The organism is Desulfovibrio sp. MES5 (assembly GCF_002237645.1).
Lineage (GTDB): Bacteria > Desulfobacterota > Desulfovibrionia > Desulfovibrionales > Desulfovibrionaceae > Desulfovibrio.
This window is the reverse complement of the sequence record NZ_MJUZ01000020.1, coordinates 15,857-39,099: the sequence shown is the minus strand read 5'-3', so window position 1 is coordinate 39,099 and position 23,243 is coordinate 15,857. Positions and strand designations below refer to the sequence as shown.

Here is a 23,243-nt window from a genome sequence, read left to right as displayed (position 1 = left end):
AAGGAAATGCATGATGGACACCGTGTCCAAGGCCACTCTGGGGCTTGAGGCCAGGCGCCTGCACAAACCCGCAATGACGGGAACCATGTGCAATCCGGTGCTGCAGGCCAAGATCATGAACGAAGCTGGTGTGGAACTGAATGTTCTGCTCGGTCTGTGCGTCGCCCACGATACCCTTGCCATGCGCTGCCTTGACGCACTCGCCACAGTGTTGGCCGTCAAGGACCGCATGCTCGGCAACAACCCGCTGGCCGCTCTGCACTCGTCCTACTCCAACTACCTTAAAACACCCGTTTAGCGGCACACGCGAGTCATGGATAACAACATAGAAAAACGCATCCAGAGCCTGCGCGACAGGCTCAGCTACCTGGTGGACATTTTCGCCGGCAAACACAAAGACAACGCCCAGTTGCTGGAAGAAAAGCTCACCTCCTTTGCAGCCCGCGTCCGGGCGGGGGAAATTGAAGACCCCTACGCAGAGCTGGCCACGGTCGAAGACCTTTTCTCCTATGTGGAACGCCGCCTTGAAGGCAGCATCACCCCCATGGACAAGGTGCGCATCGTGCGCCATCCGCAGCGCGTCTGCCTGCGTGATATCCTTGAAAACGTCTACGACAACTTCACTGAAGTCGGCGGACAGGACGAACACAGCCTCGACCCCAGCATGCTCATCGCCCGCGCCGTCATCACCCGGCGACGCGGCAAGAAAACCTATACCCAGTCCGTCATGGTCATCGGGCAGGAAAAGGGCCACGGCGCGGAGTTCCGCAACGGCGGCTCGGTCAAGCCCTGGGGCAACGCCAAGGCGCAGCAATACATGCGCGTGGCCGAAACCGAGGGCATACCCATTCATGCGTACATCTTCACGCCCGGCTCCTATCCCATCGAGGACTACCCGGGCGCGGCACAGCAGATTGCCCGCAACATCTACTGCATGGCAGGCTTGCGGGTTCCCGTCATTGCCGTGATCTCCGAGGGCGGCTCGGGCGGCGCCGAGGCCATTGGCCTCGCTGACAAAAGGCTCATGCTTTCGCACGGCTACTATTCGGTCATTTCGCCCGAAGGGGCCGCCGCCATTGAGGGACGTCTCAAATCGGGGGAGCGCGCCACCCCCGAGCTCATTGAGCACTGCGCACAGAACCTCAAGATCACAGCTCAGGACAACCTCAAGTTCGGCTACATTGACCGCATCGTGCAGGAGCCGCCCCTGGGCGCGCGCCCCTGGCACTTCGACTTTTTCCGCAACCTGCGGCAGGAAGTCATCCGCGCCACCGACGAGGTGGTGGTTTCCACCCGTAAGATGCCAATATTCAAGGGGTTGGCTCTCTCGCGCCTGCGCAAGCCCGACGCCAACCTGGACGAAATGTATACCCGCTGGGGTCTTTCATCCAACGCCAAGGATTGCCTGCGCGAACGGCGGCAGCAAAAATTTCTGCGCCTTTCACGTCAGGCCGCGCGTGACCGCAGGCCCTTCGTCACCAAAGTGGTGGGCGCTGCCTGGGATTGGATCTCCAAACCCTGGGTCAGCTTCAAGTACGACTTCTACCGCAAGCATCAAAGGCGCATCCGCACCTTTGTAGAAGAAATGGACAACGAGTGGGAAGTGTTCAAGGCGCGCCTGCTGGCCCCCTGGCGCAAGCTCACCCGCAAGTTGCCCACCAAGCAAGACAGCAAGGCCAAGGAACTCATGGCCCTTTCTACCTGGGCGGACGATTCGCGCCGTCTCAAGTGGAACTACATATCCCCGCGTTACAGGACTGACCGCACGGTCACCTGCCCCAACAGCGCGTCATACGGCTGCCTTGACCTGTGGGGGCCGGATCTCTTTGCCGAGTTCGCGGGCGTATGCAGCCATTGCGGCTACCACTTCCCGATGGAACCGGAATGGTATGTGAGAAACGTCTTTGACGCCGGTTCGGTCTTTGAATTCAACAGTGAAATCGAGGCGGGCAACCCGCTGGACTTCCCTGGCTTCAGCGACCGCGTCAGCGATGCGCAAAAAAAGACAGGAGCCAAAAGCGGCTGCATGACCTTTGAAGCGCGCATCGACAATACCAAGATGGTGGTGGCCATGCTGATGGGCACCTTCCGTGGCGGTTCCGTCGGCGCCGCCGAGGGCTACAAGTTTGTGGAAGCCGCCCAGCGTGCCGCCAAAAAACGCTATCCCTTCCTGGCCTATGTGCATGGCACGGCGGGCATACGCATTCAGGAAGGCACCCACGGCGTCATACAGATGCCGCGCTGCACCGTGGCCGTTCGCCGCTACATTGAATCCGGCGGCCTGTACATGGTGCTGTACGACACCAACTCCTTTGCCGGGCCTGTGGCCAGCTTTCTTGGCTGCTCGCCCTACCAGTTCGCCGTGCGTTCGTCCAATATCGGCTTTGCCGGTCCCGGCGTCATCAAGGAGACCACTGGTATGGACATTCCGCCCAAGTACCACCGCTCGTACCGCGCCTTGTCACGCGGCCACATTCAGGGCATATGGGACCGAAGGCAGGTTCGGGCCAACCTCAAGCAAGCTCTGCTCACCATCGGCGGCAGAAACCTGTACTACCGGTAGGCGGTGGTGTAATGATGCTGATGCGTGACCAGTCACTGTCGCCATCTCTAAGGCCCTGCGGACCTAAGACCTGCCGCGCTCTGCTCACCATCGGCGGCAGAAACCTGTACTACCGGTAGGCGGTGGTGTAATGATGCTGATGCGTGACCAGCCACTGTCGCCATCTCTAAGGCCCTGCGGGCCTAAGACCTGCCGCGCTCTGCTCACCATCGGCGGCAGAAACCTGTACTACCGGTAGGCGGTGGTGTAATGATGCTGATGCGTGACCAGTCACTGTCGCCATCTCTAAGGCCCTGCGGGCCTAAGACCTGCCGCGCTCTGCTCACCATCGGCGGCAGAAACCTGTATTACCGGTAGGCTGTGAGGCTCCGCCGCATCGCTGCAGGCACACGAAAGGACGCGCGCCCACCGGGCGCGCCACAAGAGAACCCGAACGCCCGCGCCGCCCCGGCGGCTTACGCGCCAAGCATATAACGGACCAAGCATGATTAATATATCTTCGCTACTGGACGAAATTAAAGCCTCTCCTTACCGTGAAATCGTCATCCGCACCCCGCACACGGGCCGGGTCACATTCGCGGGGCTCAAGCAGGGCGACAAGGCAGTCGGCCCTCAGGGCCAGTGGAAGGAAAAGCCCGGCACTCTTATTGCCACGCTTGAACGCGAACGCAACCCCAAGCCCATCTGCGCCCCTGAAAAAGGCGAGGTGAGCGTTGTGCACAGCAACCTTGAGGGCCAGTTCGTGGAGGCCGGAACCCCGTTGGCGGTGTTGCGGCACATGCTGACCAAGGATGAAGTGCAGAGCATCATTCTGCAAAAGACCCTGCACCTGTTCCGTGCGCCCGAACGCGCCAAATACTACTTCACCCCCGATGTGGACAAAAAAATCCGCTCGGCAGATGCGCAGTCCGTGGCTGTTCGCGACGGCATGGAGCTGCTCATCATGTCGCGCATGAAGCGTGAGGTTCCCCTCAACTATTCGGGGCCTGACGGCGTGATTTACGCAGTCTACTTCAAAATCAACGACAACATGGACGCTGGCGCGCCCCTTCTTGGCGTGTGCCCCAAGGACCAGCTGCCCGCCATTCAGGACGTGATCATGCGCGTGCAGACGGAGTGGACGGAAAAAGACTAGGCAATTTCATGTTGAAATTGCCCTTAAGGCCACACGACAGGGCTGCGCCGCAAAGGCGCAAACCCGGCTAGCCGCACAGTTACGCGCCGCAAGGGGCATGCCGAACCCTTTTGGAATCACATTCCCGGGGTTGAACGGGCAGACGCCCCCTTGCAACAAGCCAGCCAACAACACGGAGGGTCATCATGGGCGAAGCCTTGCAAATACGTGTCACTGCCGTGACCTGGAACGAAGACCTGCTCGAAAAACTGTGGCCCCGACTGACGGAACTGGCCTTCAGCGTGCCCATCAAGCACGAGAAACACGGCGTGCTTGAGATGGTGCGCGCCCTGCATGAAGGACTGCAGTTTCTGCCCTGGTCCGAGGCAAGGCGCAAGGCCATGGGCCCCGGCATTGAAGAAGCCGCCCGCCTCAAGCAGGCGCTGGAAAACGCCCTGGCTGACTGGCAGCCCCGCGAGGCCAACATTTTGAGTGACAAACTGGAAGACGTGCTGGATACTCTGGAAAAGGCTTTTGTAGCCTGACGTACCCTGAACGCCGCAGTATATTATCGGAGAGCATTCGCATGCTGAATAAAGTTATGATTATCGGCCGTCTGGGCCGCGACCCCGAGTTGCGCTACACTCAGAGCGGTTCGCCCGTGGCCAGCCTCAATATTGCTACTGACGAATCCTACACAGACCGTGAAGGCAACAAGGTTGACCGCACGGAATGGCACCGCGTATCCGTTTTTCAGCGTCAGGCGGAAAACTGCGCAAACTACCTTACCAAGGGCAGCCTGGTCTTTGTGGAAGGCAGCCTGCAGACCCGCAAGTGGCAGGATCAGCAGGGGCAGGACCGCTACACCACTGAAATCAAGGCCCAGCGTGTCCAGTTTCTCGACCGCAAGGGCGACGCCCCGCGTGAAAGCGGCGGTCGCGGCTATGAAGAAGACTACGGCGCGCCTGCAGCCGCTCCCCGCAGCAATGCCCCGCGCGGCGGTCAGGGCGGAGGCGCTCGACAGCAGCCGCAGGGCGGCGGCCAGGGCGGGCGCAGAGGGATGGATGAAGACCTTGGCCCGGCCTTTCCCTCCGAAGCTTCCAATATGGATGATGTCCCCTTCTAGGCCGACCAGCCATTGCAGTTTGAATTGTCATGAAAAGGCCGAAACCGTCAGGTTTCGGCCTTTTTTCTGTTAGCGCATTGCACCATTGCACAGCTTTGTGGAGGGGGAACCCTTTTGCAAAAGGGCTCCTCCCTCACGCCCCGCCCCCCCCAAAAAACCTTCATTGTGTTTTGGCGCAGCTATGAATGAAATGAATTAACTGCTCTGCAAGGATTTCCCTGAAAAGCCTTGACGCGAAATCCGAATAACCAGGCTTTTGCCTATCGTGGGCGAGCGTTACAACTGGTAAATGCTCTGGCAGAGCGTTGGAGCCAGTTCTGCGCCCGCAAGGTTCAGGCAGCCCCCTATACAGCCAGCGTAACCGGCCCGAGGGCGAAGCCGTCAGGTTCCGACCGTTTGTCGTTCCATGCAGGCTCGGCCTTCCCGCAAAATGCGCCAACATGCCGTCAATGCCCCCATTCATCACGCAATGTGCGTCTGAACATGGAGATTGCGAAAAAAAGCGCCATCGCCTGTTTCGCATCATGCAAGGCCAGAATCAGCGTGTTCATTGCCCCGGCGCGCCCTGCTGCGGCATCATTCTTTTTATATGAATTTTTTATTACAATATTAATATGTTAGCAGGGCAAACCTTATTACAGCAGTGGCAAAATCTTATGAAAAACCGCCATGATATCATCACTGCTCGCGCGCGTTTTTTTCCCCGTCAGAGGTGAAGTCTTGCGCGTTTTTTCCAGCCGGGGGGCTTCTCTTTTTAAAAAACTTGCAGTATGATGGTAATTAGGATTTTCGGCGGGGATCAACGCCTTTTCGTATATTTTTGTTGGTGTTGTCAGGAAAAGTTGCGAGAGGTAGTTGACTTTTTGTTAGATTATTCACAAGATGATGTCTGAAAGAAGCCCTTCCCATTCCGGTCAACGTGATGCCACGGGGGGAGGCTGTCATAACAAAAAAACGGAGGATTTCGCGATGTCCAAATTGGTAGCTCCTCACGGCGGTAAGGGTCTGGTCTGTTGCCTGCTTGAAGGCAAGGCCCTGGAAGACGAAAAGAAAAAGGCTGCAGGCCTCAAGCAGATCGAGATTTCTTCCCGCGCCAAGGGCGACCTCATCATGATGGGCATTGGCGGCTTTTCGCCTCTGAACGGTTTCATGAACAAGGCCGACTGGAAGAGCGTGTGCGAAAAAATGACCATCGCCGACGGCACCTTCTGGCCCGTGCCTGTGACCCTGGATGTCTCCGCTGCTGAAGCCAAGTCCCTCAAGGTTGGCGAAGAAGTGGCTCTGGTCCGTAAGGGTGAAATCATGGCCACCATGAAGGTCGAAGAAGTCTATGAAATGACTGAAGCCGACAAAAAGCTGGAATGCGAGTTGGTCTTCAAAGGCGAAGGCCCCGACTCTGAAAAGTTCTGGGAAGTGGCTCCCGAAGATCACCCCGGCGTGAAAATGGTTCTGGCCCAGAAAGAATTCAACATCGCCGGCCCCGTCAAAGTGCTTTCGCAGGGCGAATTCCCCGAAAAGTTCCCCGGCGTCTACATGACCCCCGCCCAGCTGCGCGCCAAGATGGACGAACGCGGCTGGCAGAAGGTTGCCGCCCTGCAGCTGCGCAACCCCATGCACCGCTCGCATGAATACCTCGCCAAAATCGGCGTTGAAGTGTGCGACGGCGTGGTCATCCACTCCCTGGTGGGCTCCCTGAAGCCCGGCGACATCCCCGCTGAAGTGCGCGTGCGCTGCATCGATACCCTGGTCGACAAGTACTTCGTGAAAGACTTCGTCATCCAGGCTGGCTACCCCCTGGACATGCGCTACGCTGGCCCGCGTGAAGCCCTGCTGCACGCCACCTTCCGTCAGAACTACGGCATCAACAACCTGCTGGTTGGCCGCGACCACGCTGGCGTGGGCGACTTCTACGGCATGTTCGAAGCCCAGGAAATCTTCCGCAAGATGCCTGCCTCTGCTGATCCCAGCAAGCGCCTGCTCTGCGACCCCCTGAATATCGACTGGACCTTCTACTGCAAAAAGTGCGACGGCATGGCCAGCATGCGCACCTGCCCGCACGGCAAAGATGATCGCGTCATCCTGTCCGGCACCAAGCTGCGCAAGATGCTCTCCGAAGGCGCGGAAGTGCCGGATCACTTCGGTCGTGAAGAAGTTCTCACCATCCTGCGTGAGTACTATTCCAGCCTTACCGAAAAAGTCGAAGTCAAGATGCAGCGTGCCGCCTCTGGTTCCACCATGTAAGGACGCCGCAGTCACAACGCGAAAGGACGCCCGCAAGGGCGTCCTTTTGTTTTGCCGCAGTGCCGTTGCCAGATGCATGGCCTTCCCCTGTCGCGCAGCCTCCCTGCAGCGCATATACTGCGTCGCGTGTCCTATTTCGCGTGCCCTCTGTTCCGCGTGGACTATGCGTTTTTTTGCGCAGGTCTTTTGCACGGAGCGTTTGTGCTCCCGGCCTCCCAGTGCCGCGTGCCCCTGCCGTGTGCACTATGCGTTTTTTTACGCAGGCCTTTTGCGCAGGGCTTTTACGCCTCCGCTTTCCCCTGCCGCGCTGCTGCGCACAGTGCCGCGCCCCTCCCGGGCGCTCCCGCCACGTCCCCCATGTGGTGCAGATGCCCTGCACTCGTGATGCGGGGTCGCCTTCATGCCTGCATGCTGTTTGCTCCTGCGCTAACGAACCGCCATTTTTGCCAAAAAATCCTTACGGCCACACCCAGGTGATGCCCTTCCGCATTTTTGCCAGGCAGCACCGTTTGGAGCAGCCCGCGCTTTACCTGAGGCAAAAAAAAGCCTATACCTAAATGATACATTTCGGGCATAGAAGTCGTTGCTGGCTGCCATGAAGGGGCGGCCCGAATGTTCCGGCGGGCGGGCCACCAAAGGCCTGCGCTTTGTGCGTGCACAGGCGGTTCCCGCTCAAACCCATCTACAGGTGGTCCATGAACCGATCCCACGAAATCGTTACCGGCGCCTTGTGCCTTGCCCTCCTGGGCGCGGCATTCTGCGCATGGAGCGCCCTTGGCAACGAGGTCAATCTGTGCGTAACGGCTGGCTGCTCATTATATCAAGATACGTCCGTGGCGGGCATTTCACTGTGGTGGCTCGGCGCAGGCGCTTTTGCTGTCCTGAGCTTTCTGGCCCTGCTCGGCGCGGCGAACTGGGGCCGGGGCCTGGCTGCCCTGGCGCTCGCGGGTGATGTGGCGCTGCTGCTGGTCATGGCCCTCACCGCACCTTGCGTAAGCTGCCTCATCGTGGCCATTTTCTTTGCCCTTACCTATTCGAGCTTTCGTCAGGCGGCAGCTGCGCGCAGCCGCTCCGCAAAAGTGGGCCGCTCGGCGCTTTTGCTTGTCTGGGGTCTGCTCTTTATCGTCAATCTGGGCGCTGTGGCCAAATCGCAGGCCAATGTCTGGGCCATTACCGATAATGGGCAGGAAGCCTCCGTGCATATGTATTTTTCGCCTTCCTGCTCCAGTTGCCGTGAAGGCATCGCCCGTCTTTCCGGCCATGTGGACGTGGCCTTCTATCCCCTGGCGGAAAATGACACGGACGTATACCGCGTGGCCCACATGCTGCACAGGCTGAACCTGGGAGACAGCATGGCAGAAGCCCTGACGCGCGCGCAAAACGTGACCGCGCCAGGCGGCCTCGCCAACTGGAGCCTGGACATGATGTGGCTGCGCTTCCGTATGCTGCGCAACAAATCCCACGTATTTCTGGCGGGATCCCATGCAGTGCCTTTCTTTGAATACCACGGCCTGCCCTCGATGCTGGTCAAGCAGGGCCAGAGCTCCGGGCAGCGTGGGGCAGCGGGTCCTGCCGCCAACTCCGGCATACCTGCTGGCGGCATGACCGGCGCAGGAATGACGGGCGGCGCAGGCGCGGCCGCCCCGCAAAGACCGCAGGGCAACGCCAGCGACGTGCTGCCGCTGGAACCGCAGATAGCGGGACAGTGCGGCGGCCCTGCCCCCTGCCCTGAGTAGGTTGGGCAGTTGACCGCCTGACGGTATGGGAGTAGCGGCACGTTACGATTGTTCTGACGGCTGCGGGAGCGGGCGTTCGACGTAAAAGCGTCAACGCGGGGCACTGCGGGGCAGGTCCCAGGATATGCGCACTGTTTATCCACGCTGCCTGTCCCGCGCCGGGTATGGACTCAGGGAGTCCGCACGGGTAGGCGTACAGGGCAACCACACAGGGCAGCCGCACAGGATTTCCAGGCGGCTCACAGGCGTAAAGAGCATGCCGCTAACCCCCGGAAGGCGTCACGGCATGCCGCAACCACCGGGAATGGACATTCCCGGAGGTACTCCGCCAGAAGAATCGCGGCGGAACTGCCCGGTACGCCGGGTGCGCGGCATTGTGCGTTTTGCCGCGTCAGGCCCGGAGCGCGTTGTTGTAACAATAATAGCGACATGGCAACACAGGCGCAAAGGTGATGGGCGCTGTTAGGGATGGGCAGCCACCCCATGCACAAGTGCGGCGCAAGACAACTTTGTGCAAAAAATAACGTAAGTAGCGCAGACAAGCGGTAAAGGGGCTTGACGCCCTTTACTCTTCCACTTTATATGAAACAGCCTTACCCGTAAGGCATGAGGGCGGCATGAAAGCAAAGGCTTTGTTCAGAGAGCGCAAAAGTGAAATCGTTCGCCTTTGGGCTGAAGAGGTTTTTAACACCTACCCGTTTGAAACGACGGGTTTTTTGCGTACCCGCGAAGACCCGTTCAGCAATCCTGTCGCCAACATGACCAAGGAAGCGGCCGATGCGCTGTACGACGCCATGGCCGGTGAACACGTTGACCCCGCCCAGACCAAGCAGGCTCTGGAGAGGTTCATCAGGCTGCGCGCCGTGCAAAAATTTTCTCCAAGTCAGGGTCTGGGTGTATTTTTTCTCATGAAGCCCATTCTGCGCGAGCACCTCTTGCCCGAGTTCATAGCTCTGGGCGATGTGGCGCCATATATGGAAGCCGAGTCGCGCCTGGACAGCCTGACCCTGCTGGCCTTCGACATGTACACGGAGGCTCGCGAGGTTCTGGCCAACCTGCGCATCACAGAAATTCGCAACCAGCACGCCCAACTGGCGCGCTGGGCGCAAAAGCTGGAAGGCGGCTCGCCGCATCCGGTTGACGAACGCTGAAATCCACACGTTTTCTGCCCGGCATCTTGCCCTTGCCGGGCTTTTCAGGCGTGCGGTCCAGGCATTTCTCAATATCCCGTGGTGGGCTTTTGAGGCAACTTTAGTGGAAGTGAGGTAGGGAATGTTCAATTCATTACTGCTGGTGCTGCTCATAGGAGCCACCGCCTGGGCGGGAGCGGCCATAGGGCTTGCGCCTCTGTTCGGCGTTGTGCTGCCTTATGTGGCAGTCGTCGTCTTCATCGCTGGTGTTATCTGGCGCATGGTGTACTGGGCCAAATCGCCCGTGCCTTTCTGCATCCCCACCACGGGCGGGCAGGAAGTGTCGCTTGATTTCATCAAGCCCAACCGGATCGACTGTCCCAGCAACACCTGGGACGTGGTGCGTCGCATGTTTCTGGAAGTGTTTTTCTTCCGTTCGCTGTTCCGCAACACTGTAGCCGATGTGCGCGAAAACGACCCCATCAGCAAGGGACCGCGTACCATTTATTTTTCTTCCAAGTGGCTGTGGGTTTTCGCCCTGCTGTTCCACTACTGCTTCCTGCTGGTTTTCATCCGGCACTTCCGCTTTTTCATGGAGCCCATCCCCTCCTGTATCAAGTTTCTCGAAACCATCGACGGCATCATGCAGGTGGGCTCGCCCCGCTTTTTCATGACCGGCGGTCTGGTGCTGGTGGGCGTGCTCTTTCTTCTTGGCCGCCGCATCTATGACAAGCGCCTGCGCTACATCTCGCTGTTCAACGACTATTTCCCGCTGTGGCTCATCACAGGCATCATCAGCACCGGCCTGTGCCTTCGGTATTTTGACAAGACCGAAATAGCCCAGGTCAAGATTTTCGTCATGGGGCTTACCCACTTTGCCCCCGTGACCACTGCCGGCATTAACGCGCTCTTCTTCACCCACCTTACTCTGGTGTGCGTACTGCTGCTCTACTTCCCCTTCTCCAAGCTCATGCATATGCCGGGCGTGTTCTTCAGCCCCACGCGCAACCTGGCCAACAATTCCCGCCGGGTCCGCCACATCAACCCCTGGAATCCGCCCAAGCAGTACTTCACCTATGCCGAGTACGAGGATACCTATCGCGACGCCATGGCTGAAGCCGGGCTGCCGCTGGATAAGCAACCCGAAAAGGCCGCCGAGTAAGGAGTCTTCATCATGGCAAAATTACCTACGCCGCAAATGCTTGTCGCCAGCCGTCCGGAATTCCCGGTCGAAGACTGGCTTGACGTCAAGCCGGAATTTACGCCGGGCAGCTTCTGCTATCCGGCCAAGAAAGACACAATGGAACTGTTGCACATGCCCAATCCCCACGAGTGGGATCCGTCCGCCGAGGACTGGAACCTGCCCGAAAACTGGGAACAAATCCTGTGCGACGCCTTTGCCGACAGGCTTGAAAAACACCGCTCGCTCAAGCTGTTCATGGACATCTGTGTGCGTTGCGGCGCCTGTGCCGACAAGTGCCATTTCTTCCTTGGCACCAACGATCCCAAGAACATGCCTGTGCTGCGCGCTGAGCTGCTCCGCTCGCTCTACCGCCGCGACTACACCATGCTGGGCAAGATTCTTGGCAAGAAGGTCGGCGCCCGTGGCTGGGACGTGGCCGTAGTCAAAGAACTGTTCTACTACGCCTACCAGTGCACAGAGTGCCGCCGCTGCTCGCTCTTCTGCCCCTACGGCATCGACACCGCCGAAATCACCGCCATCGTGCGCGAACTGCTGCATGAAGTCGGCCTCGGCACCCACTGGATCATGGATCCTGTGAAAAACTGCAGCTTCACGGGCAACCACCTTGGCATCCAGCCCCACTCCTTTGTGGAAATCGTGGAAATGCTGGCCGATGACTGCGAAACCATCACCGGCATCCGTCCCAAGACGCCCTTTAACGAAAAGGGCCACGAAATCCTGTTCATCACGCCCTCCGGCGACGTATTTGCCGACCCCGGCATCTACACCTTCATGGGCTACCTCATGCTCTTCCACGAGCTTGACCTGGACTACACCTTCTCGACCTACGCATCTGAAGGCGGCAACTTCGGTTCCTTCACCACCTTCAACATGGCCAAGAAGCTCAACGCCAAGATGTACGCCGAGGCCGAACGCCTGGGCTCCAAGTGGATTCTCGGCGGCGAGTGCGGGCACATGTGGCGCGTGATCAACCAATACATGGACACCTACAACGGCCCTGCCCCGGCCAGCATGGAAGTTCCCGTGTCGCCCATTACGGGCACGGTGTTCAAGAATGCCGCCTCCACCAAGATGGTGCACATTGCGGAATTTACGGCTGACCTCATTCATCACAACAAGCTGAATCTTGATCCCAGCCGTAACGACCATATCATCACCACCTTCCACGACAGCTGCAACCCGGCCCGTGGCATGGGCCTGCTGGAAGAGCCCCGCTACGTGCTCAAAGCCGTGTGCAACAACTTCCATGAAATGCCCGAAAACACCATTCGTGAGCAAACCTTCTGCTGCGGCGCCGGTTCCGGCCTCAACACTGAAGAAATCATGGAACTGCGCATGCGCGCGGGCATGCCGCGCGGCAACGCCCTGCGCTTTGTGCAGGAAAAGTACGGTGTCAATCACATGGCCTGCGTTTGCGCCATTGACCGCGCCACCCTGCCCCCGCTCGCCAATTACTGGGCGCCGGGCGTCAATGTGAGCGGCCTGCATGAACTGGTGGCCAACGCCCTTGTCATGAAGGGCGAAGGCAAGCGCACCATGGACCTGCGTCAGGAAGACCTGCCCAATGTGGTGGACGACGAGGACGCGCCCGAAGCACAGGGGGAGGGCCAATAAATGTATAACGCCAAAGCAGTTATCGTTGGGATCATAGTATTTGTGGCCCTGTTCACCTCCCCTTTCTGGCTGAGCATGATGGGGAAGGATTACAAAAGCACCGGCATTGAGCTGCCCAAGGGCGAAAAGGAATGCATTGAGGACGTGCAGTTCATGCGCGACCAGCACATGCGCCTGCTCAATGAATGGCGCGACGAGGCCCTGCGCAAGGAAAACCGCGTCTATGTGGCCACCAGCGGCAAAAAGTGGAACATCAGCCTCCAGAATACCTGCTTGAAGTGTCATAATGACTACAAGGGATTCTGTGAAAAGTGCCATACGGCTAACGGCGTTGATCCCTATTGCTGGACTTGCCACATCATTCCCCAGGGGAGCAAGTAATGAACAAGAGCAGAAGAAGCTTTCTGAAAGTGGCGGGCTTTTCGGCCTTCGCCCTTACCAGCGGCATGGCTGCCCTGTCTGGCGTTGCCCAGGCGCAGATTGCCCCCGGCAAGTATGAGCCCGCGGCCAATGCGCTGCATGCCAAACGCTGGGCCATGGTCATCGACACGCGCCAGTTCAAGGGCCCTGAAGACTACAAGCCCCTGAGCGACGCATGCCACGCCTTCCACAACGTACCGCAGATTCCCGGCAACCAGGAAATCAAGTGGTTCTGGCTGGACAGCTACGCCCATGTCTTCCCTGACGACATGAACGCGCACCTGAACACCCACTCACGCGAATCCATGTATCCGCTGCTGTGCAACCATTGCACCAATCCGCCCTGCGTACGCGTGTGCCCCACACAGGCCACCTACAAGATGGAAGACGGCATTGTGGCCATGGACTACCACCGCTGCATCGGCTGCCGGTTCTGCATGGCTGGCTGTCCCTACGGCGCGCGTTCCTTCAACTTCAAAGACCCGCGCAAGTTCCTGTCCAACCCCGTGCCCAATCCCGAGTACCCCACGCGCATGATCGGCGTGGTGGAGAAGTGCACGTTCTGCGCCGAGCGTCTTGCCGTAGGCAAGCTGCCCGCCTGCGTGGAAGCGGCCAATGGCAAGATACTTTTCGGCGACCTGGAAGACCCCAATTCAACGGTGCGCCAGGCTTTGGCCGCCAACTACAGTATTCGCCGCAAGCCCAGCCTGGGCACCCAGCCCGGCGTCTACTACCTTATCTAGGGAGAACAGGCCATGCTTGAAAAATTGCTCGACGGTCCTAAGACCTACTACATGTGGCTGATCTTCCTGCTGGTTCTTATCGCGGGTTGCGGCCTTGTGTACCTCGATCAGTTGCAGAACGGTCTCTCCGTCACCGGCCTCAGCCGTGACGTTTCGTGGGGATTGTACATTTCGCAGTTCACCTATTTCGTGGGCGTGGCGGCCTCGGCCGTCATGCTGGTGCTGCCCACCTACTTCCATCACTACAAAAAGTTCAAACGCATGATCATCTTTGGTGAATTCATGGCCGTCGCGGCCGTGGTCATGTGCGCGCTCTTCATCGTGGTGGACCTTGGTCAGCCCCAGCGCATGCTCAACGTCATGCTTCACCCCTCGCCCCATTCCGTCATGTTCTACGACATGATGGTGCTCATCGGGTACCTGGGTCTGAACATCATCATCGGCTGGGTCACGCTTGAGGCCGAAAGGCACGAGATTGAGCCGCCCAAATGGATCAAGCCCCTTATCTACATCTCCATCCTGTGGGCTTTCTCCATCCATACGGTCACGGCCTTCCTGTACGCGGGCATCCCCGGCCGCCATTACTGGCTCACCGCCATCATGGCCGCCCGCTTCCTGTCCTCGGCCTTCTGCTCCGGTCCTGCCATCCTGCTCCTGCTGATGATGGTGCTGCGCCGACTGACGGGCTTCGAGCCCGGCAAGGAAGCCGTGAAAACCCTGACCACCATCATTGTGTACGCCATGTGCATCAACGTGTTCTTCTACCTGCTGGAAATCTTCACCGCCTTCTACAGCGGCATTCCCGGCCATGAAGAACCCATCCACTTCCTCTTCTTCGGGCACGAAGGTCATCTGCCCTGGGTGAGCTACTGGATGTGGGGCGCTGTCATCATGGCCTTTGCCTCTCTGGCCCTGCTCATTCCGCCCAAGCTGCGCGAAAACCCCTGCCTGTTGCCCATCGCCCTCATCATGCTGGTGCTGGCCTCCTGGATCGACAAGGGTCTTGGCCTGCTGGTGGCCGGTTTCACGCCCAACATGTTTGAAGCCTTCACGCCCTACATGCCCAGCGCCAAGGAAATCGCAGTTGCTCTCGGCGTCTACGGCGTCGGCGCTCTGGTGCTCTCCCTGCTGTGGCGCGTCGCTCTTGGCGTCAAGATGGAAGTGAACCACATGCACGACTAGGTTGACCGCGAGGTCGGCCATACGGTGAAAAAACCGTTACCAAAGCCCCCGTGTTCGCACGGGGGCTTTCCTATACCATCCAATTGTGATAAAATTCTCTTATCAGAGCGTGTGTGCCGGAACCAGAGCGAGCCGCCTACGCGGACGCCCGGCGTGGAAAAGCCAGCACAGCTTTAACCGCCTGCGCACACGACGGGGGGGCGGCTGCTGCAGTCCTAAACAGTACAAGGCCGCAGCCAGGATGCCATACGCCGTGCGACTGTATATTTGCAGAGTCGACCGGTCAGGATACGGCCCAAGACAAAGCGAAAATCTGGCAAAGTCTTTGTACAGGCCCGGACGCAAACGGCGTCAAGGCTGCTGGCATGTGCCCAAATTCAGAAGCTCAACAAGGCGGCATGCTTGACTTTCATTGCTCCCCAAAGGCATAGTACAGACCATTGTCATCATTATTTGCAAGGAGATCACGATGCAGCAAGCGCTTAAAGACGCCATAACCATTTGCAAAACTTTTTTGCGCAACGGCTATGACGCGCATGTCATCAATGCCCCCTTGCAGGAACATCTGCTCCAGAAGGCTAACCATCTGGCCGTGGACATTGCCTGCGAGCCGGACATGGACACCCTGTTCAAGCTCTTTCCCAAAGCCACGGCCACCTCTGAAAGCCGTGCGCTGGCCGTTATGGAAGAAAACGGCGTCACATACCGTTTTTATCCTCTTGAAGTGGCTGCGGCCGGACACCCCGAACTGTCGCTGGTCAGGATCACGCCCACGATGATCGATCTCATGAGCCCGGAAGAGCGCCTCAAGCTGCGCCTCACGGGTTTTAATACGCCCGAACCCAGCAACGACGTGTATGACGGTTTTGAAGACATCAAAGGCGGAGCCATCTGCCTCACCGGCCTGCCGGATGAGACCCTGCGCCACAACTATCTGCTGGCTGTTCGCGCCCTGCGTTTTGCCGCCAACTTTGACCTGCCCATTGAGCCCAACACCTGGCTGGCCATTATCCGTGCCTCCAGCCGCGTGCTTGATTACGTGCCCGCCACCGACATTATGGATGAGTGGCGCAAGGTTGCCGCCGAAAACATGCACCGCTTCGTCCGCCTGTTGTTTGACGCCCATATCCTTCAGGGGCTTATCCCCGAAGTGGCGTCGCTCTCCTGCCTGACGCAGATGCGCAACAAGGAAGGCGACACCGAAAACGTGTTCGAACACACGCTCGAGTGCATGAAGCGCTATCCCGAAGAGGATTTTCATTACGACTGGCTGGGCACCATGGCCATGCTCTTTCACGATGTTGGCAAGCTCTACACCGGCGAATACTATGACGGCCTGTGGACCTACTACCAGCACCACCGCGTCGGCGCCAAGGTGACGCGCAAAATCCTGCGCCGCTTGCACTTTACCCAGGAAGACATCGACCTTTTGTGCAACCTTGTGCGCAATCACATGCGCTTCCACTTCATGATGACGGACAGGGGCATACGCCGCTTCAAGGCGCTGGACGATTACCCCCGTCTTATCGCCATGGCGCGGGCGGACCTCAAGGCGCGTGACGGCATCCCCACCTCGTTCAACCACAATATGAAGTATCTGGACCGCGCGGAAACGCCCGAGCAGATGCTGGAGCCTCTGCTCAACGGCAATGAGATCATGAGCGAAACCAAGCTGTCGCCCGGCCCGCAGGTAGGGGTTATTCGTGATGCCCTGCTCAAGGCGCAGATCGCCGGAGAGGTCACGGACCTGGATTCAGCGGTTATTTTTGTGCGGGAATACGCTCGGAAGTCTGTGGGGTAATTGTTGAGGAAAGTTCGTCGTTAGTTTGACTGTGTGACTGTTGAGGCCGTCTCTGAAATATGGGACGGCCTTTTATTTTTCGCTTTGATCCTTCACGAAGCGAGAACTGATGACGGTTCCGGCGTGCTTTTATTTTGGGGTATGTTGATTGACTGAAATGTGTGAGCCCTGCGGGCACGGTGGCTTTCCTTTTTGTGTTGTTTGGGCCGCCTGTGCGGCGGGCGGTGCTTCCAGCATACTTTCAAGTTTTTGGCCTGTCGCTCGATTGAAGTGAACGTGCCCTGCGGGCACGGAGGCTTTTCTTTTCTTTAGCTTGGGCCGCCTGCGCGGCGGGCGGCGCTTCCAGCATACTTTCAAGTTTTTGGCCTGTCGCTCGATTGAAGTGAACGTGCCCTGCGGGCACGGAGGCTTTTCTTTTCTTTAGTTTGGGCCGCCTGCGCGGCGGGCAGTGCTTCCAGCATACTTTCAAGTTTTTGGCCTGTCGCTCGATTGAAGTGAACGTGCCCTGCGGGCACGGAGGCTTTTCTTTTCTTTAGTTTGGGCCGCCTGCGCGGCCGGCAGTGCTTCCAGCATACTTTCAAGTTTTTGGCCTGTCGCTCGATTGAAGTGAACGTGCCCTGCGGGCACGGAGGCTTTTCTTTTCTTTAGTTTGGGCCGCCTGCGCGGCCGGCAGTGCTTCCAGCATACTTTCAAGTTTTTGGCCTGTCGCTCGATTGAAGTGAACGTGCCCTGCGGGCACGGAGGCTTTTCTTTTCTTTAGTTTGGGCCGCCTGCGCGGCGGGCGGCAGATGGGGGCCTGTTAGGGGCTGCGCCCCTCCGAGGCCCCCTCTGCACTCCCCCCGGAACACCCTGCTGGGGCTTTCCCGTTTCCGCCACTCCACGAGGGCTGCGCGGCTTTTGCTCCGGGAGCTTCCTCGCTTCGCTCGGCGATCTCCCTGCGCGCCGCGCAATGCCATCATGCGCCTTCACACTGAATGAAAGACCGGTGAGGACGTCTCGTTGGCTGCGTGAAATCTCAAGAACGACGCCCTGTTGTTCAGGTAAGACACGTTGCGATGAAGGATTTGGACCTTGCCCTGGTTTTGAGATGCGTGGCTAATGCCCTGTGGCCACATAGGTTTTACTTCTATTTTGTTTGGGACGATTGCGCAGCGCGCGGCTACGTACGAACCTCGCCGACATGTCGGCATCGGTTCTTTATGATGCAGCCCCCGGCAACATTCCGTCCCTGTATGAGAAACCGCATTTACTGAAAATAACGTGCCTGTGCAGTCAGAGTATTTTCACCCAGAAATGCTCCGGTAACGGTAGGAAATGACATCCGCATGAAAACACAAGTGCAATTTATTTGCGCAGCTGCTAGTTTCCCGCATAAACAACAGCCTGGACACGTTGCTCATGAAGCTGGCTTTTTGGTATTAAACGTTCCGCAATTACCGAAGTGCGCAGATTTATTCATCCATAGTGAAGGCAGAGATTGGCATTGCGCGGCGCGCAGGGAGATCGCCGAGCGCAGCGAGGAAGCTCCCGGAGCAAAAGCCGCGCAGCCCTCGTGGAGTGGCGGAAACGGGAAAGCCCCAGCGGGGTGCTTCGGGGGGGATGCAAAGGGGGCCGAGAAGGGGGCGCAGCCCCATAACCGGCCCCGCCTTGCCGCACGCCGCGTAGGCGGCCCAAACAACAGTAAGAAAAAAGCCCCCGTGCCCGCAGGGCACAGAAACTGCCTCTCAAAAGACAAGCCCTGCTTTATCTTCTTCAGAGCGCCAGCCCCGCAGCCCTGCACTTCGCCGCTGTCGCGCAGGCGGTCAAAACAACAGGGAAAAAAGCCTTCTAGCCCGCAGGGCACAACAATCACCACTCAAAGGACAAGCCCCACTTGGCTGTCCCTGAGCCCCTACTGCGGAAACTCCTCGCCACATCGATATCTTTTCCAATAATAACACCTTATTATCAGAAATTTCATACAGTCAACAAGACGCCCTTTCCAATCGCTCATTCAGCGCGAGAGCACGCACTGGCATTGCGCGGCGCGCAGGGAGATCGCCGAGCGCAGCGAGGAAGCTCCCGAAGCAAAAGCCGCGCAGCCCTCGTGGAGTGGCGGAAACGGGAAAGCCCCAGCGGGGTGCTTCGGGGGGATGCAAGGGGGGCCGAGAAGGGGGCGCAGCCCCATAACCGGCCCCGCCTTGCCGCACGCCGCGTAGGCGGCCCAAACAACAGTAAGAAAAAAGCCCCCGTGCCCGCAGGGCACAACACCCGCCCTTCAAAGGACAGACTTGATTTTTATTCATCCTGAAATACCTGCCGTGCCCCCTCCCCGCTTCCCGTATTCTCCGCGCCGCAGGCCCCCACTTCAACAAATCCCCTTGTACTCTTTTCCTCCTCCCGGTAAACAAAGGGCGGGCCTTCACGCACAGGGCGAGGCCGTAACACCAACCAGCAGCCAGGACGCCCCCGGCCCGGCAGGACAGAATGATCAACCTTCTCAATCTCACCCTTCCTGAACTGGAAGCATGGACGCAGACAGAACTGGGCGAGCCCAAATTCCGCGCCATGCAGATCTGGCAATGGATATGGCAGCGCATGGCCCGTGATTTCGACATCATGACCAACATTTCCCGGCCCTGCCGCGAACGCATGGCCGCCAAGGCCTGCATCATCTGGCCGGAAGTCACCGCCGTGGAAGAAAGCCAGGACGGCACCACCAAATTTTTGCTGCGCCTTGAAGACGGCGCGCAGGTGGAAACTGTCCTCATTCCCTCGGATTCACGTGACGGCGTGCGCCGCTGGACCCAATGCCTCTCCTGCCAGGTGGGCTGCGCCATGGGCTGCACCTTCTGCTCCACGGGCGACATGGGTTTTGAGCGCAATATGACCATGGCCGAGATTCTCGGCCAGATACTGGTAGCCCGCGAGCATCTGGGCGACACGCGCCTGCACTGGCCCATGCTGCGCAACATCGTTTTTATGGGTATGGGCGAACCCCTGCTGAATTTTAACGAAGTCATGCGCTCGCTGGTCAGCCTCAACAGCGACAAGGGATTAAATTTTTCGCCGCGCCGCATCACGGTTTCCACCTGCGGCATTGAAAAAAACCTGAAGGAACTGGGCGAATGCGGCCTGGCTTTTCTGGCGGTTTCGCTGCACGCGCCCAATCAGGAATTGCGCGCACGCATCATGCCCAAGGCCGCCCGCTGGCCTCTGGACCGCCTGATGTCCACGCTCCAGTCCTACTCGCTCAACACGCGGGAACGCATCACCTTTGAGTATCTGCTGCTCGGCGGCGTCAATGACGGGCTGGAACACGCGCGGGAGCTGGTGCCCCTGGTTAATTCCGTTAAAGGCAAACTGAACCTCATTGTATACAATCCCGCTGAAGGTTCGCCCTACGCTGCGCCCAGCCATGAGCGCGTGCTGGCTTTTGAAAAGTACCTATGGGATCGCGGCGTCACGGCCATTTTGCGCAAAAGCAAGGGACAGGACATCAAGGCGGCCTGCGGCCAGCTCAAGGCCGCCAGACAAAAGGAACAACTGGAAGAGATCAGGGTTCCCCAGCCTGACGGCGGCGAGTAAAGAACGTCTGCGTAGAGTAATAACACATTGAAATACTTTGTGGGGGAGGGCCCCCATCCCCTAAAACTCTTATAGTAGTGTAGGATAGCACAACAAACTTTCTAGTTTGGAGTGGACGCGCCAGAGACGCCGCCTTCCAGTCATCTCGCCTAATATACAAAAAAAAGGCGGCCCGACTTTCAAAGCCGGGCCGCCTTATCATTTATAATCTGATAACGAACGTTATCAGCCCTTGAGGGCATTCTTACCGAGTTCCAGAGCTCGCAGGTTCACTTCCTGAAGCTTGGACGGCAAGAATTTTTTGATGGCCGCTTCAAGCGCGTCAACGCCAAAGGGCAAAACGCCCGAGGCGCAAACGGCGCTCAAAAGCACGGTATTGCCGCTCTGCACGGAGCCTGCCTGTATTCCCAGTTCACGACAGGGAATGAAATGGCACAGCCCCGCCACTTCGCGCACGCTGGCTTCAATGCGGCTCAAAGCGGGGTAGTCGGCCTTGCCCAGCGACACGCTTACAGGCGGCATGGGATCACTGCTGGAAAACACCGCGCCGCCCTTTTTGAGGTAGGGCAAACCGCGCAGGGTTTCCAAGGGTTCAAAGCCGAGCATGACGTCGGCCTCGCCCAGATCCAGCTTGGGCGAACGCCAGCCGCCAAGCAGCATGACGGATTCAACCACGCCGCCTCGCTGGGCCATGCCATGCACCTCGCCAGCCACAACATCCAGCCCGGCTTCAAGGGCCGTACGGGCCAGCAGGGTCGTAGCGGTCAGGGTGCCCTGCCCCCCCACACCAGTAAAATACACGCGCATGCGTTTCTGGTTGTTCTGCATAGTCATTGTTCTCACCTATCCCTGACGCTTGCGCGCCTTGAAGGCCCCAGGGGCCACCTGCAAACATACCATGCAGCCCGTGCAAAGGGTCGCGTCCACGGCCAGATTGTCGCCACTGCGGTAAAAAGCGGGGCAGGCAAGCTGCTCAAGGCAACGCATGGCCTCAGGCCCTTGCTGCGCCACCTCCGCCACCTGGGGCGAGGTCTTTTTGAGCTGGCGGCGGGCATACAGCACGCAGGGCTCTTCAGTGATGAGCACACGTACGCCGGGCTTGCTTTTCATTTCTTCCAGAGTGTTGGTCAGAGCCTTGATGTTGAAGGCCCGCACCTTGGCTACTTCGGTCACGCCCATGCCGCGCACGATGGTCTCAATGTCCATGTGGCTGCTCATGCCGCCGAGCACATCCTGCAACATGCCGGGGTTGGGCTGGTGGCCCGTCATGGCCGTAGTTCCGTTGTCCAGAATGACCATAAGCACGTTGTGCTGGTTGAAAACCGCGTTGGCCAGCCCGGTCATGCCGGAATGGAAGAAGGTGGAGTCGCCGATAAAGGCGATGACCGGCTTTTCGGAGGCGCGGGCAAAACCGCTGCCCGCCGAGATGGACGAACCCATGCAGACAAGAAAATCCGCAGTGCGCAGGGGCGGCAGAAGGCCCAGAGTGTAGCAGCCGATGTCGCTGGAATAGTAGGCGTCGTCGCCAAAAACCTGGCGCACCGTGTAGTACACGGCCCTGTGCGAACAGCCGGGGCAAAGGTTGGGCGGACGGCCCGGCAGATCCGGCTCGACGCTGCGCGGTTCCTGCACGCAACAGGAAACTCCCAGCCACTGTGCGAGGTCGCGCGTGACAAGGGTGGTGGAATACTCGCCCTGATGCGTGAGGATGTCATTCTTGCCGTCAATGGCCACGGTCAGCCCGCGCTTCTGCGCCAGGGCGCGGATGTCCTGCTCCAGCAGGTCTTCCCCTTCTTCCAGCACCAGCACGCGCTTGCACTGATTCAGGAAGGTGCAGATTTTTTCTTCCGGCAGAGGCCAGGTCATGCCCAATTCCAGCACGCGCACGCGGTCCGTCCAGTCATTGGCGGAAAGCGCGTCAGCCAGATAGTTGCGCGAAACGCCGCTGACAATGATGCCCAGATCCGTGGGCGCGGAGGGTTCGGTAACCGTGTTGAAGGGGCTTTGTTCCGCAATCTGGCGGGCACGGGCCACAATTTCGTCCAGCGCCACATGCCGCCTGCGCGCCACGGCGGGCACGGGCACAAAGCGTGTGGGATCGCGGCGAAAGTCCACCTTGGGCTGCGGCGCGGGCAGATCGTCAAAATCCACCGGGCCGCGCATGTGGCTGATGCGCGTAGTGGTGCGCAGCAGCACGGGCTGTTCAAGCTGGCGGGCAAGGCTGAAGGCTGCGCGGGTCATGTCCTTGGCCTCCTGGGCCGAGGCAGGCTCGAAACAGGGCAGCATGGCAAAACGCGCGTAATAACGGTTGTCCTGTTCGTTCTGGCTGGAGTGACATCCGGGGTCGTCAGCGGAGAGCACCACCAGCCCGCCGGGCAGGCCCGTGTACACGGCTGTGAACAGCGGGTCTGCGGCCACATTGAGGCCCACATGCTTCATGGTCACAAGGCTCAGAGCGCCGCCCAGGGCCGCGCCTGCGGCCACTTCCATAGCGACCTTTTCGTTGACGGAATACTCCAGCCGGTAGCGCCCTTCGCCGCCAATACGGTGAAAAGTGTCCGGCACTTCGGATGAAGGCGTACCCGGATAACAGGTGACCACATGCACGCCCGCCTCAAGGGCGCCGCGCACGATGGCCTCGTTGCCCAACAACAAATGACGCTCGCCATGAGCGCCGTGCAACAGGGGATTGTTGCTCATGCTTCCTCCCGACCCCGGCGCGTGGCACGCGGGCCGCTTCTGCTAGATGCAAGGTGCGCCCGGTGGCGCGCTCTTATTGCACAACAACCCGCAGTGCTGTGC

At 59.0% G+C, this 23,243-nt stretch carries 18 protein-coding genes; 16 read left to right on the top strand and 2 right to left on the bottom strand.

Annotated features, from left to right (window positions below):
• Nucleotides 1-10: 10 nt before the first annotated feature.
• From BCS36_RS06765 to rlmN, 16 genes are all read left to right on the top strand, one after another.
• Nucleotides 11-298: a DUF1847 domain-containing protein gene (locus BCS36_RS06765; RefSeq protein ID WP_291302144.1), complete on the top strand. Its 288-nt coding sequence runs from the start codon at nt 11-13 to the stop codon at nt 296-298.
• Between the two features lie 15 nt (nt 299-313).
• On the top strand, nt 314-2,563 hold the full coding sequence (locus tag BCS36_RS06760) for an acetyl-CoA carboxylase carboxyl transferase subunit alpha/beta (RefSeq protein WP_291302143.1): 2,250 nt from the start codon (nt 314-316) through the stop codon (nt 2,561-2,563).
• A 484-nt stretch (nt 2,564-3,047) separates the two neighbouring features.
• Nucleotides 3,048-3,698, top strand: a complete 651-nt coding sequence (locus tag BCS36_RS06755; RefSeq protein WP_291302142.1) for a biotin attachment protein — start codon at nt 3,048-3,050, stop codon at nt 3,696-3,698.
• 185 nt (nt 3,699-3,883) lie between these two features.
• Nucleotides 3,884-4,222, top strand: a complete 339-nt coding sequence (locus BCS36_RS06750; protein WP_291302141.1) for a hypothetical protein — start codon at nt 3,884-3,886, stop codon at nt 4,220-4,222.
• A 41-nt stretch (nt 4,223-4,263) separates the two neighbouring features.
• Entirely contained in the window at nt 4,264-4,803 is a 540-nt protein-coding gene (locus BCS36_RS06745) for a single-stranded DNA-binding protein (RefSeq protein ID WP_291302140.1), read from the top strand.
• 228 nt (nt 4,804-5,031) lie between these two features.
• Nucleotides 5,032-5,424: a hypothetical protein gene (locus BCS36_RS06740; protein WP_291302139.1), complete on the top strand. Its 393-nt coding sequence runs from the start codon at nt 5,032-5,034 to the stop codon at nt 5,422-5,424.
• A 348-nt stretch (nt 5,425-5,772) separates the two neighbouring features.
• On the top strand, nt 5,773-7,044 hold the full coding sequence (gene sat / locus BCS36_RS06735; protein WP_291302138.1) for a sulfate adenylyltransferase: 1,272 nt from the start codon (nt 5,773-5,775) through the stop codon (nt 7,042-7,044).
• A 695-nt stretch (nt 7,045-7,739) separates the two neighbouring features.
• Nucleotides 7,740-8,780, top strand: coding sequence for a hypothetical protein (locus BCS36_RS06730; RefSeq protein WP_291302137.1), 1,041 nt, complete (start codon nt 7,740-7,742; stop codon nt 8,778-8,780).
• A 617-nt stretch (nt 8,781-9,397) separates the two neighbouring features.
• Nucleotides 9,398-9,931, top strand: a complete 534-nt coding sequence (locus BCS36_RS06725) for an RsbRD N-terminal domain-containing protein (RefSeq protein WP_291302136.1) — start codon at nt 9,398-9,400, stop codon at nt 9,929-9,931.
• A 121-nt stretch (nt 9,932-10,052) separates the two neighbouring features.
• Complete coding sequence (dsrM, locus tag BCS36_RS06720) at nt 10,053-11,072, top strand: sulfate reduction electron transfer complex DsrMKJOP subunit DsrM (protein ID WP_291302135.1); 1,020 nt, start codon at nt 10,053-10,055, stop codon at nt 11,070-11,072.
• A gap of 12 nt (nt 11,073-11,084) precedes the next feature.
• On the top strand, nt 11,085-12,728 hold the full coding sequence (gene dsrK, locus BCS36_RS06715; RefSeq protein WP_291302134.1) for a sulfate reduction electron transfer complex DsrMKJOP subunit DsrK: 1,644 nt from the start codon (nt 11,085-11,087) through the stop codon (nt 12,726-12,728).
• On the top strand, nt 12,729-13,109 hold the full coding sequence (gene dsrJ / locus BCS36_RS06710; protein WP_291302133.1) for a sulfate reduction electron transfer complex DsrMKJOP subunit DsrJ: 381 nt from the start codon (nt 12,729-12,731) through the stop codon (nt 13,107-13,109). It begins immediately after the preceding gene.
• Nucleotides 13,109-13,891 (top strand): sulfate reduction electron transfer complex DsrMKJOP subunit DsrO, encoded by a 783-nt coding sequence (gene dsrO, locus BCS36_RS06705; protein WP_291302132.1) that lies wholly within the window; start codon nt 13,109-13,111, stop codon nt 13,889-13,891. The genes dsrJ and dsrO overlap by 1 nt, the downstream gene beginning before the upstream one ends.
• 12 nt (nt 13,892-13,903) lie before the next feature.
• Complete coding sequence (gene dsrP, locus BCS36_RS06700; RefSeq protein ID WP_291302131.1) at nt 13,904-15,073, top strand: sulfate reduction electron transfer complex DsrMKJOP subunit DsrP; 1,170 nt, start codon at nt 13,904-13,906, stop codon at nt 15,071-15,073.
• A 469-nt stretch (nt 15,074-15,542) separates the two neighbouring features.
• Nucleotides 15,543-16,874: an HD domain-containing protein gene (locus tag BCS36_RS06695; RefSeq protein ID WP_291302130.1), complete on the top strand. Its 1,332-nt coding sequence runs from the start codon at nt 15,543-15,545 to the stop codon at nt 16,872-16,874.
• A gap of 2,466 nt (nt 16,875-19,340) precedes the next feature.
• The gene (gene rlmN, locus BCS36_RS06690) at nt 19,341-20,441 is read left to right on the top strand and encodes a 23S rRNA (adenine(2503)-C(2))-methyltransferase RlmN (RefSeq protein WP_291302129.1); all 1,101 of its coding nucleotides are present in this window, start codon (nt 19,341-19,343) and stop codon (nt 20,439-20,441) included.
• Nucleotides 20,442-20,666: 225 nt separating this feature from the next.
• Here the strand turns inward: rlmN and BCS36_RS06685 are convergent, their stop codons facing one another.
• Entirely contained in the window at nt 20,667-21,275 is a 609-nt protein-coding gene (locus BCS36_RS06685) for an indolepyruvate oxidoreductase subunit beta (RefSeq protein ID WP_291302128.1), read from the bottom strand.
• 9 nt (nt 21,276-21,284) lie between these two features.
• The gene (gene iorA, locus BCS36_RS06680) at nt 21,285-23,141 is read right to left on the bottom strand and encodes an indolepyruvate ferredoxin oxidoreductase subunit alpha (protein ID WP_291302127.1); all 1,857 of its coding nucleotides are present in this window, start codon (nt 23,139-23,141) and stop codon (nt 21,285-21,287) included.
• Between the last annotated feature and the right edge of the window lie 102 nt (nt 23,142-23,243).